This window comes from Rothia sp. HMSC076D04 (genome assembly GCF_001814645.1).
Classification (GTDB): domain Bacteria; phylum Actinomycetota; class Actinomycetes; order Actinomycetales; family Micrococcaceae; genus Rothia; species Rothia mucilaginosa.
Genome location: NZ_KV817363.1, coordinates 76,736 through 93,146, shown reverse-complemented (window position 1 = coordinate 93,146; position 16,411 = coordinate 76,736). Strand labels below are relative to the sequence as shown.

Genomic DNA, 16,411 nt, shown 5'->3' with positions numbered 1-16,411 from the left:
TGTTACTTTCTATTCGGATGCCAATTTCCTTGGGCCCCGTATGGAAACTGAGGGGACGACCCATTTGGATTGGATGAGTGACCGTGCATCTTCATTGCATTCTGGTGGGTGTCGGTGGCACTATTACGAAGACATTAATCACAGGGGTCGAAATTTTGAATCTTCTTCCGACCTCAACTATCTTCGCGGTCTAAGCCATGCGGGTCTCCATTGGGGCGAGACTTGGGATGATCGTATTAGTTCTGTTTACAAGGTAAACTGCCGCTGGTAATTGTGATGGAGGAGCCCAATGTTTGTGGGCTCCTCCTGACTTTCTTGATTGAAAGGAGTTGGTAACAATGAAGAAATCTTCTGCCCTACTCGCCTGCTTTGCTTTAGCTTTAAGTTCCTGTGCCGCTGCGCCTAAGGATACTAGCCTCAAAGCCCAGCTGGATTTTGAAAATAACTATATTACTCTTCCCCTCGACGAATACGATATGAGTGACCAGGCCGAAGATATAACATATAGGGCGTATTTGTTGATTCTTAAAGAGTGCTATGCGAAAAAAGGATACGATTTTGAAATTCTAGAAAACGGCTTGGTTTCTGGCAACGCCTCCCAGTACGGCTCCTGGAACGTGAAGCATGCGGCGAATCATTTTACGTCCATCCAAGTCAGAGATGAGCAGGAAAGGATTTATAAGAGCATCCCTGAAGACGTCAGGGCCAGCTGCCGCGAAGAGCATCGGGAAGAACTGGATATGCTCTATTTTGATGAGGATGATGAGAAAAAGTACCGCCCCGTCGAGCGTATCCGTAGTGAAGCGTACATGCGTGCGCAGGCTGACCCTGAATGGAAGAAAGCCCGCTCAGATTGGTGGGACTGTCAGCGTCAGGAAGGGTTGACGCCTCGCACCGGGGACGGTGAATGGACGAGCAAAGAAACGGCCAGTCTGAATGCTGATGATCCCAAAGTGTTGGAGGAGGTTATCCGCCTGGCAACCATTGAAGCTCAATGTAGCGAGAAGGTGAGGTTGGCCCAGCGTCTGGGTGATCTTGAGGCGTCTTATCAGGGGCCTTTGATTGAGAAGAATCAGGCGCTGCTGAATGAATTGAAGGCTGAACGTGATGCGAAGATAGCGAAGGCGCGCGAAATTATTGCCACCCACCAGTAGATATCAGCAACAAGCAGATAGCATCCCTTGGGATAATTGGGGTAACTCCGTTTGAATGCTACAACGAGGTATGGAGGAGGAAAGCCTATGCGTAAGGCTCTCTCTGCGGTAACAGTATTCTGCCTGCTGGGGGCGTGCGTATCCTGCTCCAACAGTGCCGAGCGGGACACCTCACGAAAAGCTGTTCTCGATTATTCAAAGAACTACATACACCTTCCACTGGACGAGTATGCCTTCGATGAACTAACAATCCGTACGGTGAGCACGGCGTGGCACACGCTCATGTCCGAATGCTACGCGCACCACGGGCAGTCCTACGCTGTGCCCTCAATAGACACCCCGCAACCCGGGGGGCTATACGGCAACTGGAACGTCGAGTACGCCAAAAAGTACGGGTACTCCCAGAAGGAATCCCGAGGCCCAGACGATTCAGCATCAGACGACATCAACGCCCGGTGCCAAGAAGAGGTGAAAACCGCATTCTCTGACGTCGAACTGGACGAAAAAGAATACCGGTTTGTAGGAGAGCTAAACTCACAGGCATACACCTACGCCTCCCAAACCGATGAGTGGAAAAATATTCGCTCAGAATGGTGGACCTGCCTGCGTGAACGCAGACTAACCCCCAGGGAAGGAGAGAGCGACTGGATGTCCGAAGAAAGCGCACATCTCATGACCTCCTCCCAAGGCAACGAAGAAGCTAAGCCGGAGGAAATCCGCCTCGCAACCATCGAAGCGGAATGTAACCAGAAGGTGGGTATGGCTCAGCGTCTGGGTGATATTGAAGCGTCCTATCAGGGGCCTTTGATTGAGAAGAACCAGGCGAAGCTCAACCAGCTGAAAGAGGAGAAAGAAAAGCGTGTAGCGAAGGCGCGTGAAATCATCGCCACCCACCAGTAGCCACACCCGCTGAAGGGTAGAACGGGTGAACCAGCCGCAGAATGCTCACAAGTTGCCCATAAGAAAATCCGCGCACAAGAATCCGTGCATACGAAAATTTCATAAGAAGGAGCCGGGGAGTGTCACCACTCCCCGGCCCTCACTTTATTCACTCTCAACCTCGCAGCCTCCGCTGGCGCACCTTACAGGCCCACCAGCTCAAGGCTACTCAGCGTCAGGTTGCTTAGCTCTTTAGCCCACCGGAACGTTAACGTTCACCAGCGAGTACAGATCCTTCGGATCATCCGGGCTAGCAACCAGGTCAATGAACTGCTGCAGGTCGGTGTCCTGCGTAGCCGCACGGGCATAACGCAGACCCGAGAAGTCAGCAATCGCGAAGCCCACCGAATCAAACAGGGTAATCTGCTCATCCGAAACGCGGCCCGGCTCCTCACCGGTCAGAACCTTCCAGAACTCCACCACGGGGAAGTCCGGGTCCTTCTGCTGAATCTCGCCCTCAATGCGGGTCTGCGGCGGGAACTCAACAAACACGGTGGAGCGGTCCAGAATTTCGCTTTCCAGCTCAGTCTTGCCGGGGCAGTCGCCACCAATAGCGTTCAGGTGCACGCCGGGCTTCACTTGGCGGTCCAGCAGAACCTTCGCCTGCTGCTTATCGGCGGTGCAGGTGGTAATAATGTCGGCGCCCTCAACAGCCTCGTCCACGTCCTTAGCCAGGTGGATGCGGAAGCCCAGCGGCTCCAGGTTACGGCGGAACTTCTCCATCGCGTGCGGATCAACGTCGTAGACGGACAGGTCCTCAATGCCGAGCACAGCGCGCATACCCAGCGCCTGGAACTCAGACTGCGAGCCGGTACCAATCATCGCCATCTTCTTCGAATCCTTGCGTGCCAGGTGCTTAGCAACCATGGCGGACACGCCAGCGGTACGCAGCGCGGTCAGCAGGGTCATCTCAGCCAGGAACACCGGGTAGCCGTTGTCCACGTCAGCGAGCAGACCGAACGCGGTCACGGTCTGGAAGCCGCGTGCCGGGTTCGACGGGTGGCCGTTCACGTACTTGAAGGAGTAGGTGATGTTGTCGGAGGTGGGCATCAGCTCAATCACACCGAAGGGGGTGTGGGAGGCGACGCGAGGGATCTTGTCGAAGCTCTGCCACTTCTTGAAGTCTTCTTCGAGGAAGTCGACCATGCCGGCAATGATGTTGCCTACGCCGTCCTTCTGAATCCACTTCGCCATCGAGGCGACGTCAACAAATTCCACCGCGTGTGCGCTAGGACGTTCAGTCATGATTTTCTCCTTTGAATATCTGCACAAAACTTCTTTGTGCATCTGGTGGTCACTGTGGATATCTATTATCTCAAAATATATTGCAGGACACACCCTTTTAGAAATGCTGTAAATATGTACTTTGCTTTATGTATTACACGGATGTAATACGGAACGAACACGAAAAGACGTGCAGGGAGGGGGCCCTAGAGCTCCTGGAACCTACGGGCTAGGGTCTAGAACCCCCTCATCGCCTTCACCGGGATTTCACTGGGATATCACGGAATCGGAGGCTGCCGTCGGGTTAGTTGCCCTTCGGCTTGTCCTCGTCCTCAAGGTCCAGTTCACCCAGGTCAATGTGGGTACGAGGCTCCGGAACGAGCTTCTTCACCACGGGGCGGGCAGCAATCACAGGCACGGAACCGGTGTAGCCTTCACGGACGCGAGCAATCTCGTTGACGCGGTCACGAACCGTGTACCAGCCGATAATCAGCAGCGGGATAACCAGCAACAGCGATGCCAGGGTGTAGGTGCCGACCGGGTAATCCAGTGCCATCAGCACCAGCACAACAGCCAGGAAGACCATCACAGCCCAGTCGCTGAAACGACCGCCGGGTGCACGGTAGTTGGGGCGCTTGTACTTGCCCTCGCCGACCAGCTTCAGGTACTTCTGGTGCGACATTGCGATAGCCGCCCAGCTAGCCATGGTGCCCACCGAGGCGATGTTCAGCACGACCTCGAACGCCTGCTCGGGAACGAAGAAGTTCAGCACAACACCGAAGAGGCCAATCACACCGGTCAGCAGAATACCTGCCACCGGAACGCCGGAGCGGGACACCTTGGTGGTGAACTTTGGTGCCGAACCTGCAACACCCATCGAGTGGAGGATACGGCCGGTGGAGTACAGGCCAGCGTTCAGCGAGGAAGCAGCCGCGGTAATAACGACCAGCTGCATAATCGGTGCGGTACCGTCAATGCCGATAGCGTCGAAGAAGGTCACGAACGGCGACTCTGCATCCTTGTATGCGGTGTAGGGCATGAGCAGGCAGAGCAGAACCACGGAACCAACGTAGAAGATCGCAATACGCCAGATCACGGTGTTGATAGCGCGGGGGATAACCTTCTCAACGTTCTTGGTTTCACCACTGGTGGTGCCGACCAGCTCAATACCGGCGTAGGCGAACACAACGCCCTGAACCACGATAAGAGCGGGAAGAATACCGTTGGGGAAGAAGCCGTCATTGGCTGCAATAAGGCTCAGGCCGGGGGTGACGCCGTTGATGGGTTCACCGAAGACCAGGTACCAGATACCTACCGCCATGAAGGACAGCAGGGCAAGAATCTTAATGAGTGCGAACCAGAATTCCAGCTCACCGAAGATCTTCACGGAGATGAGGTTCAGAGCCACAGTGACGATAACGACGATGAATGCGCTAAGCCACTGGGGAATATCTGCAAAGAACTGGTTGTATCGACCGAACCAGCTGATGTAAATAGCGATAGCGGTGGCGTCTGCAACGGCGGTCATTGCCCAGTTCAGCCAGTACAGCCATCCGGATACGAATGCGGCCTTTTCGCCGTAGAATTCGCGGGTGTAGGAGACGAAGGAGCCCGAGGAAGGGCGGTGAAGGATCAGCTCGCCGAGGGCTCGAAGGATCAGGTAGCCGAAGAAGCCGATGACGGCGTAGATGACGGCGAGCATGGGGCCTGCGTCCTGCAGGCGGCTACCGGTGCCCAGGAACAGGCCGGTACCAATAGCAGAACCGATGGCGATCATCTGGAGCTGACGTGCGCCAAGCCCCTTGTGGAAGCCTTCCTGTTCGTGTGCGAACGGGTCGTCTGTGGGGGGCTTAGTGTACTGATCCGCTGCAGAAGTCTGCGGGTTCTTGTTCGGTGAGGTGCTCACGCTATACCTCCTTGGATAGTTACGTCTGAAGCACGTGTTACACGAAATGTGGTTGGGAACACGTCTGCGGGTTGTAATGACTATAGCACGGTAATTTAGGTAAATATAACCCGCATCACGTAACAATTTATATAAATATAACGCATATCTTATGAATATATTTGGTTCATGTTGTATTGTGTGGTTTTCATTGTTTTGTGAAATAGATTAATTGAACCCTGAGTCCAAAAAATCAATTACCCCACCACCGCACAGCACAAGAGCACCCACAACGGGGTGCTCTCACAACCTATTCACAACGGGGACTTAGTCCTCCATCAGCCGGTCAATCTTCGCCCGCAACGCGCGCTCACGACGATTCAACCACCACCAGCTCGGCCAACGCATCAACGACTTACGACCAACCTGCACGACCGAGGGGAGCTTCGCCTCCGCAAGCGCCACATCAATCTCGTGGTCACTCGCGCCCTCATCACGCATTTTCTCCATCAACTCAAGGGATTTCGCCATATCGCCATGCCCCAAAACATGCCGACTCTTACGCTCCAGAACCTCATCCAACTGCGCGCGCACCGGGGCAATAGCCGCCGCATTCGGATGCTCACGCTCAGCACGACGCTGCGCCTGGCGGGCACGCTTCTCACGCTTCGCGTCGAGCTGTTTCGGATTATTTTTAGCGCTCGCCTTGCTCATGGGAGGTTCCTTTCGTCGCGTCTGGGTGATGTGTACGCTGGCCTGCACACACAGAAGACATCAAGTCATTAACACCTCTACTTTACCGCGGTAATTCGCGGAAATTTCGCTGCAGTAAACCCAAAAAAACCCACAAAAAATTAACGATAAATAAGTCGTATCTTGGTAAAATAGTGCGAGTAGGAGGCGTCTCGCGCGCCAACAAAAAATGGTGAACCGGCCCAACCTCGGTAACCGGTCGCATCTATCCAAGGAGTCAGCATATGGCTATTGCAACCCCCGAAGTTTACGCAGAAATGCTGCAGACCGCGAAGGAAAAGGGCTTCGCGTACCCCGCAGTGAACGTGACCTCCTCCCAGACCCTGAACGCTGCAATCCGCGGCTTCGCAGAGGCTGGCTCGGACGGCATCATCCAGGCATCCACCGGTGGCGCAGCATACTGGTCCGGCGCTTCCAAGAAGGACATGGTCGTTGGCTCCCTGGCCTTCGCAGCATACGCACGCGAAGTTGCTAAGCAGTACGACGTGAACATTGCACTGCACACCGACCACTGCCCCAAGGACAAGCTGGAAGGCTTCGTCCTGCCCCTGCTGGCAGAGTCCGAGAAGGCTGTTGCTCGCGGTGAAGACCCCATCTTCAACTCCCACATGTGGGACGGCTCCGCAATCGACCTGGACGAGAACCTGAAGATCGCTGCTGAGCTGATCGAGCGTACCTCCAAGGCAAAGCTCGTTCTCGAGGTTGAGATTGGTGCCGTTGGTGGCGAGGAAGACGGCGTTGAAGGCGCTATCGACGACTCCCTGTACACCACCGTTGCAGACGCAATCAAGACCGTTGAGGCAATCGGCCTGGGCGAGAAGGGCACCTACATGGCTGCTCTGACCTTCGGTAACGTTCACGGCGTGTACAAGCCCGGTAATGTTCACCTGCGCCCCGAGCTGCTCAAGGAAATCCAGACCGAGGTCGGCGCTAAGTACGGCAAGGGCGACAAGCCCTTCTACCTGGTCTTCCACGGTGGCTCCGGCTCCACCGAGCAGGAGATTGCAGACGCAGTGTCCTACGGTGTTATCAAGATGAACATCGACACCGACACCCAGTACGCATTCACCCGCCCCGTTGCTGGCCACATGTTCAGCAACTACGACGGTGTGCTGAAGGTTGACGGCGAGGTCGGCAACAAGAAGACCTACGACCCCCGCGTTTGGGGTGCAGCTGCAGAGGCAGGCATGGCCGCACGCGTGGTCGAGGCTTGCCAGCAGCTCGGTTCCGTCGGTACCTCCATCAAGTAAGGTGCTGTTCGCCCGCCGCAGCTCCCGTAGGTGCTGCCGGGTGTGAACCTAAGCTTCGTTAAGCGAAAGCGGTGCCCGCTTCCTCATCACGAGGAGACGGGCACCGCTCTTTGCTTATGTAGTTTAGAACCGGACGAGTTAGAACCGGGTGAGCCAGGCGCTCATTGCTGGCAGGGGCGGGTTTACTTGCCGCCGCAGCCGCAACCGCCGCATCCGCAGCCGCCGGACTTCACAGCCACCGAACCGGAGGTGGGGATACCGTCGCCGGTGTCGCCACCCATGAGGTTCACGCGGTTACCGATCTCGGGGCCGCCGACCGGCTGGGGCGCCTTACCCGCCAGGGTCGCCGCGAAACCGGCGGGCTCCGCCAGAGGGCTCAGGTTCGGGATCATCGACGCCGCCGGGGAGCCGGAGGGGTCACACGCAGCCGCTGCCGCGTTCGCCTTCGGCTGGGCGACCAGGTGGGCACGGGAGAAGCGCTTAATCTGCTCGGCGGTCGGGTACGCGAAGGACACCTTCACCTCACCGTTGACGAGCATGAGCGGCAGAACCTCAATGCCGTTCATCTCAATCTGCTCGGCGACCGGTGCGCACTCTTCAAATGCGGAAGGGTAGGAGTCGGTGGAGTACACCTCAATGTCCACGCCCGAATCCAGCGCCTCCTGCGCGGCGCCCAGGAACTCAGAGCGCTCCATATCCTGCGGATCCTCCGGGTTCTCGCCGGGACCCGGAATAAATACTTCAAGAACGGTCTCAGCCGCTTCAGTCATCAGTTTCAGCCTTTTCTCTCTTATGGGCACCGGCTCGGGGGAGGGGTGCCAGTCCTTCACTAAGTGTACTCGCGACCTCAAGAGTGCAGAAGTGTGAGTTGAAGTTCCAGATTTGCGGAATATTTGCAGAATTCGAGTCGAATGACCCTCAGCTCGTGAGCTACGGGTTTAGGTGTTGTATTCTGAGTGCATATGCACCGGAGTGTGCGAACCCTGCAATTCAGGCAGGCGCCGCCCGGTGTGAAACCAAGAAGGCAACGACGCCCGCATCCGACGCGGACGCATCAGCGCTACAAATACACGCTATTCATAGCGCAACACGACCAGAAGGAGCATACATGTTCGGTTTCGGCAAGAAGAAGAAGGAAGCTGCCGCACAGGAAGCATCGTCCGCAGACGTCTACGTCGCACCTGCTACCGGCGAGTACCTGCCGCTGAGCGAAGTCTCCGACCCCGTTTTCTCTCAGGGCGTTATGGGCGACGGCTACGCAGTGAACCCCACCGCAGGCACCATCGTCGCACCCGTTGCAGGCACCATTGCACTGATTCAGGACACCCTGCACGCATTCATGCTCCGCACCGAAAACGGCGGTGAGGTACTGGTCCACATCGGTATCGACACCGTTGAGCTCGGCGGCGACGGCTTCACCAAGCTCGCTAACGTAGGTGACAAGGTTGAGGCAGGCGCACCCATTATCGAGGTCGACTGGGCAGCTATCGAGGGTCGCATCCCCTCCAAGGAAACCATGGTGATGATTACCAACACCGCAAAGTTCAACATCTCCAAGGACTCTGAGGCACGCCGCCCCGTCGCAGCCGGTGACCGCGTCGCTCAGGCATCCAAGAAGTAAGCTGAACCAGCGAAAATAGCTCAGCTTCAACAGCGGTGAAAAACCCGCGAAAAATGTTTCAACGCAAAAGGTCGCGTCCTGCAGGCTCAATCGGGCTGTGGTCGCGGCCTTTTTCGTTACACGAGAAATTTTTTAACGCCGCATGAAATGCCGCTATTAAAAGCGGCGGAAAAGGAGGAACACATTCACCCGCATTACACCGCGGGTAAGAATGAGGCGCACATAATACCCTATTTGCCTGTGAACGCAGTGAATCACCGATAAAAAATCGTTATCCTACATAGAGTTGCAGTTTGAGTTGAGAGAATCCGGACCCTCAGCTATAAACCAAAACTTCAATGACCAACCACACACATTACGCTCAACTCATAAAAGAAAAAGGACTACTACGGTGACTGCATTCCCGAAGACCTCTAAGAATCTGAGCCGCCGCGGCTTCATCGGTGCCTCCGCACTGGCACCCGCCGCCCTCATGCTCCAGGCAGGCGAAGCCCACGCCGCAGCCAGCACCCGCGCACAGCTCGCGGCAGTACACAGCGGCTCCCCCGCACATCAGCTGCTCTACAAGACCGATGAATTCTTCATCGCCCACCGCGGTGCCGGCAACATCAGCCCCGAGCACACCGCCTACGCTTACGCAGAGTCCGTACGCCGCGGCGCCCTCGCCGTCGAAATTTCCGTACGCACCACCAGCGACGGCCAGTTCGTCTGCATGCACGACACCAACATCAAGCGCACCACCGGTGCGTCCATGGACGTGCGTGGCCACACCCTCGCCGAACTGCGCCAGCACAAGGTCAACATGCGCAAGAACCTGGGCGAAAAGACCGACCTGTACAACATCCCCACCCTCGAAGAGGCCATCGCCGCGGTTGACGCCGTACCCGCAGGCGGCGAATACGCCTCCGTCGGCGGCAAGAAGGTCGTACTGTTCCTCGAAGCGAAGGACGGCCCCGCACAGGCAGGCCTCGTCAAGTTCATCACCGAACGCGGCCTGCAGCGCCGCACCGTCATCAAGATGTACCGCGACGGCAGCGGCGGCTTCAAGCCCACCTCCCGCTACCTGAAGCTTGCCAACTCCGCAGGCTGCGCCACCTGGTGCTACTTCGACGGTGGCGACCCCATCGACAAGATTTCCGCAATGGCACGCCACGAAAACGTAGACGCCATCGGCGTACCCTACTACGAGAAGCCGACCGGCGCTTCCCAGGGCTCCATGAGCGAAGAGAACGTACGCGCTCTCACCGGCCTCGGCAAGGCAGTCATTGTCTGGGAAATCCACCGCCGCTCCGCCTACGAAAAGTACAAGGCACTGGGCGTGAAGGGCTTCATGTGCCCCGACCCCTACTGGGTAATCGGTGACCCCTTCGACTCCAGCGTCAAGATCAAGACCGGCAAGCGCCCCCACGGCATGCTGCCTGCCGACCCCTCCGTCGCAGCGGACATGCCCGACCTGACCGGCACCGCCATCGTGCACAACCAGCGCTACGACGAATCCGTACTGCTCGGCCCGCTGGCGAACTACACCACCCGCGAAAAGTACACCCTCGACTTCTCCATGAAGTGGACTGGTGCACTGCCGAAGCAGGACGGTCACTACGGCTACATTGCGTTCGGTCGCGAACACGACGGCCCCTTCGGCATCGGCAAGAAGTTCGCCGCAAACCAGGAAGACGGCACCTACGTGCTCGCTATCCGCCCCAACTACCGCGGCAGCTCCGTAGCGCAGATCCTCTGCTTCGAACCCAAGCAGACCAGCCCGCGCGTACTGCACACCATGAAGCTGCGCCAGAAGGTCACCACCGGCCAGGCACTGAACTGCAAGATCGTGCTGAACAAGAACAGCTTCTACTACACGGTCAACGGCCAGTACTCCAGCCCCATCAACCACAGCGCCTACCGCGGTCCGTACGTACACTTCGGCCGCTTCCACGGCACCAACGATGGCGGTCCTCTGGAGCTGACTCGAATCGAGGCACGCCAGTCCTGGATCTGAGAGAACCGGTGGGTATAGTCCACCAGGTCCGACTCGCCGCCCGCTAAGCGGTGAGATTACGGATACCGGGCAGAGCGGATGCAACACCGAGCATCCCTTCCGGGCAATGCCTTCCATAATCCCCAGCTAGGACTCGCGCGCACCGAGCGAGAATCTACCTGAAGAATCCACCTGAAGGGGGTCGTATCCAACGCGGATGCGGCCCCCTTTGGCGTGCCTGCGGCCTTTCCAGGGTGTGGAGAAGCGCGGGCGAGGGCGTGCAGGCGCGCGGGGCAGGTTCGAGGGGTAGGGGAGCGTGCAGGACTAGAATTAAAAGCGTCAGAGTCGACCGCACCGGCCGCCCCAACCCGAAAGGCACGCCATGACCACCTCACCCGAAAGCTCCGCCGAGAATCCCGCCGCAAAGCCCACCGCGAAATCCGCCCAGCTGCGAGGCCGCACCGAACCGCACATGCAAAGCATCAACATGCCGCAGCGCGAACCCATCGACCCCTACGAACGGCCCTCCTACCCCTTCTTCTACGTGCCCACCGACCTGCTCCTCGGCGGCAGCTGGGTCACCGGCGACAACGGCTCCTTCCCCGTACACAACCCCTCCTGCGGCCAAATCCTCGCGCACGTCGCCGACGCCAGCGTCGAACAGGGCATCGAAGCACTCGACGCCGCCTGCGACGCCCGCACCTCATGGGCGGCAACCAGCGCCCGCGAACGCGCCGACATCCTCAACCGCGCCTACACGCTCATGACGCAGCGCACCGAAGTCATCGCCCGGCTCATGACCCTCGAAATGGGCAAGCCCCTCGACCAGTCCCGCGGCGAAGTCGCCTACGCCGCGAACTACCTGCGCTGGTACGCCGAAGAAGCCGCCCGCAACTTCGGCCGCACCGCCGTCGCCCCCGAATCCGGGCTGCAGATTACCACCGTACGCCGCCCCGTCGGCCCCTGCCTGCTGATTACCCCCTGGAACTTCCCGCTCGCCATGGCGGCACGCAAGGTTGCCCCGGCGCTCGCGGCGGGCTGCACCGCGGTGCTCAAGCCCGCCTCCCTGACTCCGCTCAGCTCCCTGTACTTCGCGTCCCTGATGCGTGAGGCGGGCCTGCCGGACGGCGTGCTGAACGTGGTGACCACCTCCCGTACCGGCGAGGTTGTCTCCGCGCTGATGGCTGATGAGCGTCTGCGGAAGGTCTCGTTCACCGGCTCCACCGCCGTGGGCCGCACCCTGCTCGCGCAGGCCTCGCAGAACGTTCTGCGCACCTCCATGGAGCTGGGCGGCAACGCACCGTTCATCGTCTTTGAGGACGCGGACATCCCCGCCGCCGTGGAGGGCGCCTACGCGGCGAAGATGAGGAACATGGGCGAGGCGTGCACTGCAGCCAACCGATTCATTGTGCACGAGGACATTGCTGAAGAGTTCACCCGCGCCTTCGTGGAGCGCATGGAGGCGACCGTCGTGGGTGACGGAACCGCCGACGGAACCGACTGTGGACCGCTAATTCAACCTTCAGCGGTTGAATCCATGCTTTTTATGGTTGAAGACGCCCTGGGCAAGGGCGCGCTCCTTGCCTGCGGCGGGTACGTTCCCGAGCTTGAGGAGAACGTTCCGAGCGATACCGGCGGCATGCCCAAGAACCTGAACAAGGGCAACTTCGTGACCCCCACCGTGCTGACCGGCGTGACCGATTCGATGCGGGTGTGGCGTGAAGAAATTTTCGGGCCCGTCGCCCCGATTGCCACGTTCGGCGGCTACGGTGAGGAGGGCGAACGCACCGCCCTGAAGCTCGCCAACGACACCGAGTACGGCCTGGCCGCGTACGTGTACACAAGCAACCACCCGCGCTTTACGCGCATGGCGGCTGGTCTGGAGTTTGGCCTGATCGGTTACAACTCCGGCGTCATCTCGAACGCGGCGGCTCCCTTCGGTGGTGTGAAGCAGTCCGGCATGGGCCGCGAGGGCGGCCCGGAGGGTCTGGAGGAGTACACCGAGCTGCAGTACATCGGCGCACCGAACCCGTTCGCCGGATAGGCTGAGATACCAGTTACAGCGAATCCTGGATACAGTGAAGCCCCGGCGGGTACCCGAGAAGGTGCCCGCCGGGGCTTTACGCTGTCTACATCATGCGCGGGGGTTATAGCTGGCGCAGCGCGAGCAGTTCGCGGCTGAAAGCATCCGCGGGACCCTTGCCACACGAGTTGGGGCGCGGCTCAAGGGCGACCCGCTCGAAGAAGGTGACCCAGGTGCGTCCGTCGGTGTGGGAGGTGAGCGCCGCCTCCATGGTGGGGTGTTCGGAGAAATCTTTAGGCGAGAACGCCGCAAAAAATTCAGGGGAGAATTCAGTGCTTGTCTCGACGTTCACATCGACGCCCGCCTCGCGGAGCGCAATGAATGCCTTCCGCCCCGATGTTTCACGTGAAACCAAACCTCCAGAGGTTACTTCTTCACCCTTTTTCTCCAGTTCGAGGCGTACGGCAACCTCCGCCGCCTGCTCCACCGGGGTATCCGTGCTGCGGCCTCGCAGGCCGTGCAGCGACGGAATGGCACGGCCCGCCAGCGACAGGTACGCCGCCAGCGCCGAAGGCTCCGAGAGGCGACCGTAGGTGTAGCCGGTGGGCAGCATAATGCCGACCGGGGCAAAGCGGTGACCGCCCGTGTGCGAGCACTCCCAGACCGCATTACCCGGCAGGATATCCGCCAGGTGCGCCGCAATGGGGCGACCGCGCAGGGCACAGCAGCGGTCACGCTTGGAGTGGGTGCACACGAGAATGGCGGGGGAATCTATGAGCTCCGCGCCGGTCGCCTGAATCAACTCCTGGGGGTTGCCCAGGGGTAGGTCGAGGAGCTGTTCGGGGGTGCTCACACTGAACGAGTAGAGCTTCTCCTCACCCGGGGTGCAGAGCGCGTAGAGCACCCGGTGGGTCGGATTGCCGGATGCATCCGGCGCGCCGTGCAGTACACGCCCCGCCCTGCCCGCCTGGCGGATCAGCAGGAACTTCAGCCCCGCCTGCGAGACTGCCTCGCCCAACGCCTCCGAAAGCTCCTCACCGAGGGCGGAGCCGTCCAGCACGTCGCGCCCCCACTGGCCCACGTGCTCGAGCGCCAGCCATGCGGTGGCGCGTCCGGCGGTGCCGCCGAGCGCCTCGTCTGAGTAGAGGGAGCAGGAGTCTGCCGGGATGCTTGTGGCGCGGGTGCGTGAGGATAGCTCATCGGCGTGTGCGGCACGCAGGTTGTTCAGCTCGGCGGGGTTGGTGGCGCGCGGCTCGGGGGTTGCGGGGGTGCAGGATTCAGTCATGGTTTCTCGATTCTACGCCTGCAGGATGTGAATGGCCTATGTTGCCCCTGCATGGTCTAAATGCTGAAAAACAACCGTTCAAGGGTGATTTTTGGGGACTATTGGGTGGTCAACTACTCAGGAAGGAGTGCCAAAGCGACGCGGTAGAGGCGGTCCTTCTCTTCGGTGCTACCGAAGAAGGAGCGGAGCATGTACCCCTGGAAGATCATCATGAAGGCGTCCGCGGTGTCGCGGGCGTAGTCGGCGATGAGCGCCTCCTGTTCGGGGGTGCGCTGCGCCGAATCGGGGTTGATTTCGTGTAGAACGCTCAGCTGTTCAGCTGCCCAGGGGGTAAGGGTCTTTACGATGATGCCCTGCAATAGGGGCATGATGTCCGCGGTTGCCCTGGCGATTTCGGGTGCGTGGAGCGACTCAAGGCGGATGCGCAGCATGGCAGAGAAATTGTCGTTTACCAGCTGGTTCGTGTGGATGGTTTCGAGAATATCCTGGGGCCCGGCGCCTTCGGGGAGTGCGGCGTAGAGATTTTTGACATTTTCGAGGCGCTCGTTGATGGCGGTGATGAGGATGTCTTCTTTGCTGGAGAAATGCGAGTAGATAGACCCGGAGGACAGCCCGGAGGCTTTGATGATGTCGCTCATGGAGGTGTTGGTGTAGCCCTTTTCGAGGAAGCAGCTAATGGCGGCTTCGATGATTTGGGCTCGGCGTGCGGCTTTGGTGGCGTCTGTTAGTCGGGGCATGGTTCCAGTCTAGGGGGTGGGGCTAAAGAACGCGTAAACACAACACTGATTCTTTTTGTGACTTTACAAACAAAATAGCTATTTTGTTTGCACTCGGTAAAAATCGAGAGTAGAGTTCTGACTCGTAAACGAAATAAGCATTTTGTTTGGAGATTGTCATGAACAACGAAACCGCCACCGCAGTCACCGCAGAAGCAGTGACCGCCGCAGCCACCCAAGCTGCCGCATCCCAGAAGATCGCGGCAAAGAGCATTGCAGAAACAAGCACGCAAGAAACCACCGACCGTTCCTCCTGGCTCAAGGTCATCACCACCTCCGTACTATCATCCTTGGTGGTAGCACTCATCGTCCTAGCTTTCACCTGGCCCACCAAGACTATGGAAGCCAAGAACCTGCCCGTCTCCATCGCGGGCCCCGAGGTAACCGTCAGCCAGTTCGAACAGTCCCTCAAAGACAAGGGCATCGAGACCTTCGAACTGAAGCAGGCATCATCCCGCGAAGAGGCCGAGCAGCAGATCAAGCAGCGCGAAACCTACGGCGCAATTATCTTCACCGAAGGCGCCGCCCCCGAAGTGCTGACCGCACCAGCCGCAAACGCCGCAGCAACCCAGATGCTCAACGGTGTTGCCACCCAGCTGAACGCGCAGATTCAGCAGAAGGCACTCGCCGCTAAGACGGAAGCCCTCACCCAGGCGGTGCAGGCGGGCGGTGAACAGGGTGCGCAGGCCGCCGCCCAGCTGGAGCAGATGAAGGTGCAGGCCGAGCAGGCATCCGCAATGGCGGTGAAGACCACCGTCGTGGTACCCCTGAGTGAGAATGACTCCTCCGGTTCCGGTATCGCTATCTCCGCATTTCCGCTGGTCATTGGCGGTATTCTCGGCGGTTCCTTCTCCGTACTGTGCGTGAACGGCACCTGGCGCCGCTTCGCCACCGCAACCCTGTACTCCGTCATCGGTGGTGCACTGACCGCCCTGATTCTGAGCACCTGGTTCGGTTTCATTCCCGGCGACTTCGCTACCCTGTGGGCTGCGTTCGGCGCTACCTACCTGGCGACCGCCTTCTTCATTGTGGGTGTGGGTGCACTGTCTTCGCCGCTGATTGGTCTCGCTGTAGGCGCGGTCATCACCATGTTCATTGGTAACCCGATTTCGGGTGCGACCATGCCGAGCGTATTCCTGCCCGGTGCGTGGGGTCAGATTGGTCAGATGTTGGTGCCGGGTGCTTCCTCGACTCTGCTGCGTTCGATTGCGTACTTCCCGGAGGTTGCAACGAGTGGTCAGTGGCTGGTGCTCGGTTCCTGGATTGCGTTCGGTCTGCTCGCCGGTGTCATCGGCTGGGCTCTCAAGGAGCGCCGCACCGCAACGGTGGAGGCATAACCACCGCGGGTTAGACCGCCGGTACAACGTAAGAAGGGTGTGTGCCGTGTTCACTGAACACGGCACACACCCTTTCGGCATACCGACTATTACCGGCTGTTATGCGCTGTTACTGGTTGTCGAGAACGTACTGCTTGAACTGCTCGTCCCGGCGCTTGAATTCTTTGAGCTCATTCTCCAGGGCTGCCT

The 16,411-nt window shown here is 59.0% G+C and carries 14 protein-coding genes; 8 read left to right on the top strand and 6 right to left on the bottom strand.

Annotation, left to right across the window (positions count from 1 at the left end):
- The 3 genes from HMPREF2980_RS09715 to HMPREF2980_RS01235 all read left to right on the top strand — a co-directional run.
- A partial coding sequence (locus tag HMPREF2980_RS09715) for a peptidase inhibitor family I36 protein (RefSeq protein ID WP_141754831.1) occupies window positions 1-271 on the top strand: 271 nt, incomplete at its 5' end.
- A gap of 67 nt (window positions 272-338) precedes the next feature.
- The gene (locus HMPREF2980_RS01240) at window positions 339-1,154 is read left to right on the top strand and encodes a hypothetical protein (RefSeq protein ID WP_049342002.1); all 816 of its coding nucleotides are present in this window, start codon (window positions 339-341) and stop codon (window positions 1,152-1,154) included.
- Between the two features lie 87 nt (window positions 1,155-1,241).
- Window positions 1,242-2,054 (top strand): hypothetical protein, encoded by an 813-nt coding sequence (locus tag HMPREF2980_RS01235; RefSeq protein ID WP_049338604.1) that lies wholly within the window; start codon window positions 1,242-1,244, stop codon window positions 2,052-2,054.
- A 231-nt stretch (window positions 2,055-2,285) separates the two neighbouring features.
- On the opposite strand, the gene HMPREF2980_RS01230 is transcribed toward HMPREF2980_RS01235, so the two are convergent.
- The 3 genes from HMPREF2980_RS01230 to HMPREF2980_RS01220 form a co-directional block, all read right to left on the bottom strand.
- Window positions 2,286-3,338 (bottom strand): ornithine cyclodeaminase, encoded by a 1,053-nt coding sequence (locus HMPREF2980_RS01230; RefSeq protein WP_005504242.1) that lies wholly within the window; start codon window positions 3,336-3,338, stop codon window positions 2,286-2,288.
- 283 nt (window positions 3,339-3,621) lie between these two features.
- Complete coding sequence (locus HMPREF2980_RS01225; protein WP_070689860.1) at window positions 3,622-5,223, bottom strand: amino acid permease; 1,602 nt, start codon at window positions 5,221-5,223, stop codon at window positions 3,622-3,624.
- A gap of 306 nt (window positions 5,224-5,529) precedes the next feature.
- Window positions 5,530-5,916: a hypothetical protein gene (locus HMPREF2980_RS01220; protein ID WP_005507929.1), complete on the bottom strand. Its 387-nt coding sequence runs from the start codon at window positions 5,914-5,916 to the stop codon at window positions 5,530-5,532.
- Between the two features lie 263 nt (window positions 5,917-6,179).
- Here HMPREF2980_RS01220 and fbaA point away from each other — a divergent pair, with 263 nt between their 5' ends.
- Window positions 6,180-7,205: a class II fructose-bisphosphate aldolase gene (gene fbaA, locus HMPREF2980_RS01215; RefSeq protein ID WP_012902702.1), complete on the top strand. Its 1,026-nt coding sequence runs from the start codon at window positions 6,180-6,182 to the stop codon at window positions 7,203-7,205.
- 182 nt (window positions 7,206-7,387) lie between these two features.
- Here the strand turns inward: fbaA and HMPREF2980_RS01210 are convergent, their stop codons facing one another.
- Window positions 7,388-7,975, bottom strand: coding sequence for an arsenic metallochaperone ArsD family protein (locus HMPREF2980_RS01210; RefSeq protein ID WP_070689857.1), 588 nt, complete (start codon window positions 7,973-7,975; stop codon window positions 7,388-7,390).
- Between the two features lie 338 nt (window positions 7,976-8,313).
- On the opposite strand from HMPREF2980_RS01210, the gene HMPREF2980_RS01205 reads away from it, so the two are divergent.
- From HMPREF2980_RS01205 to HMPREF2980_RS01195, 3 genes are all read left to right on the top strand, one after another.
- On the top strand, window positions 8,314-8,826 hold the full coding sequence (locus tag HMPREF2980_RS01205; protein WP_005504251.1) for a PTS sugar transporter subunit IIA: 513 nt from the start codon (window positions 8,314-8,316) through the stop codon (window positions 8,824-8,826).
- 391 nt (window positions 8,827-9,217) lie between these two features.
- Window positions 9,218-10,822 (top strand): glycerophosphodiester phosphodiesterase, encoded by a 1,605-nt coding sequence (locus HMPREF2980_RS01200; protein WP_070689855.1) that lies wholly within the window; start codon window positions 9,218-9,220, stop codon window positions 10,820-10,822.
- Between the two features lie 361 nt (window positions 10,823-11,183).
- Entirely contained in the window at window positions 11,184-12,845 is a 1,662-nt protein-coding gene (locus HMPREF2980_RS01195; RefSeq protein ID WP_070689853.1) for an NAD-dependent succinate-semialdehyde dehydrogenase, read from the top strand.
- A 103-nt stretch (window positions 12,846-12,948) separates the two neighbouring features.
- On the opposite strand, the gene HMPREF2980_RS01190 is transcribed toward HMPREF2980_RS01195, so the two are convergent.
- A complete protein-coding gene (locus HMPREF2980_RS01190; RefSeq protein WP_070689851.1) occupies window positions 12,949-14,109 on the bottom strand; it encodes a sucrase ferredoxin in 1,161 nt (386 codons plus the stop codon).
- Window positions 14,110-14,222: 113 nt separating this feature from the next.
- Window positions 14,223-14,846 carry a TetR/AcrR family transcriptional regulator gene (locus HMPREF2980_RS01185; RefSeq protein WP_070689849.1) on the bottom strand — a complete coding sequence of 208 codons (624 nt, stop codon included), beginning with the start codon at window positions 14,844-14,846 and terminating at the stop codon, window positions 14,223-14,225.
- Window positions 14,847-15,004: 158 nt separating this feature from the next.
- Between HMPREF2980_RS01185 and HMPREF2980_RS01180 the strand changes: the two genes are divergently transcribed.
- Window positions 15,005-16,222, top strand: a complete 1,218-nt coding sequence (locus HMPREF2980_RS01180) for an ABC transporter permease (protein WP_246823629.1) — start codon at window positions 15,005-15,007, stop codon at window positions 16,220-16,222.
- The last annotated feature ends 189 nt before the right edge of the window (window positions 16,223-16,411 follow it).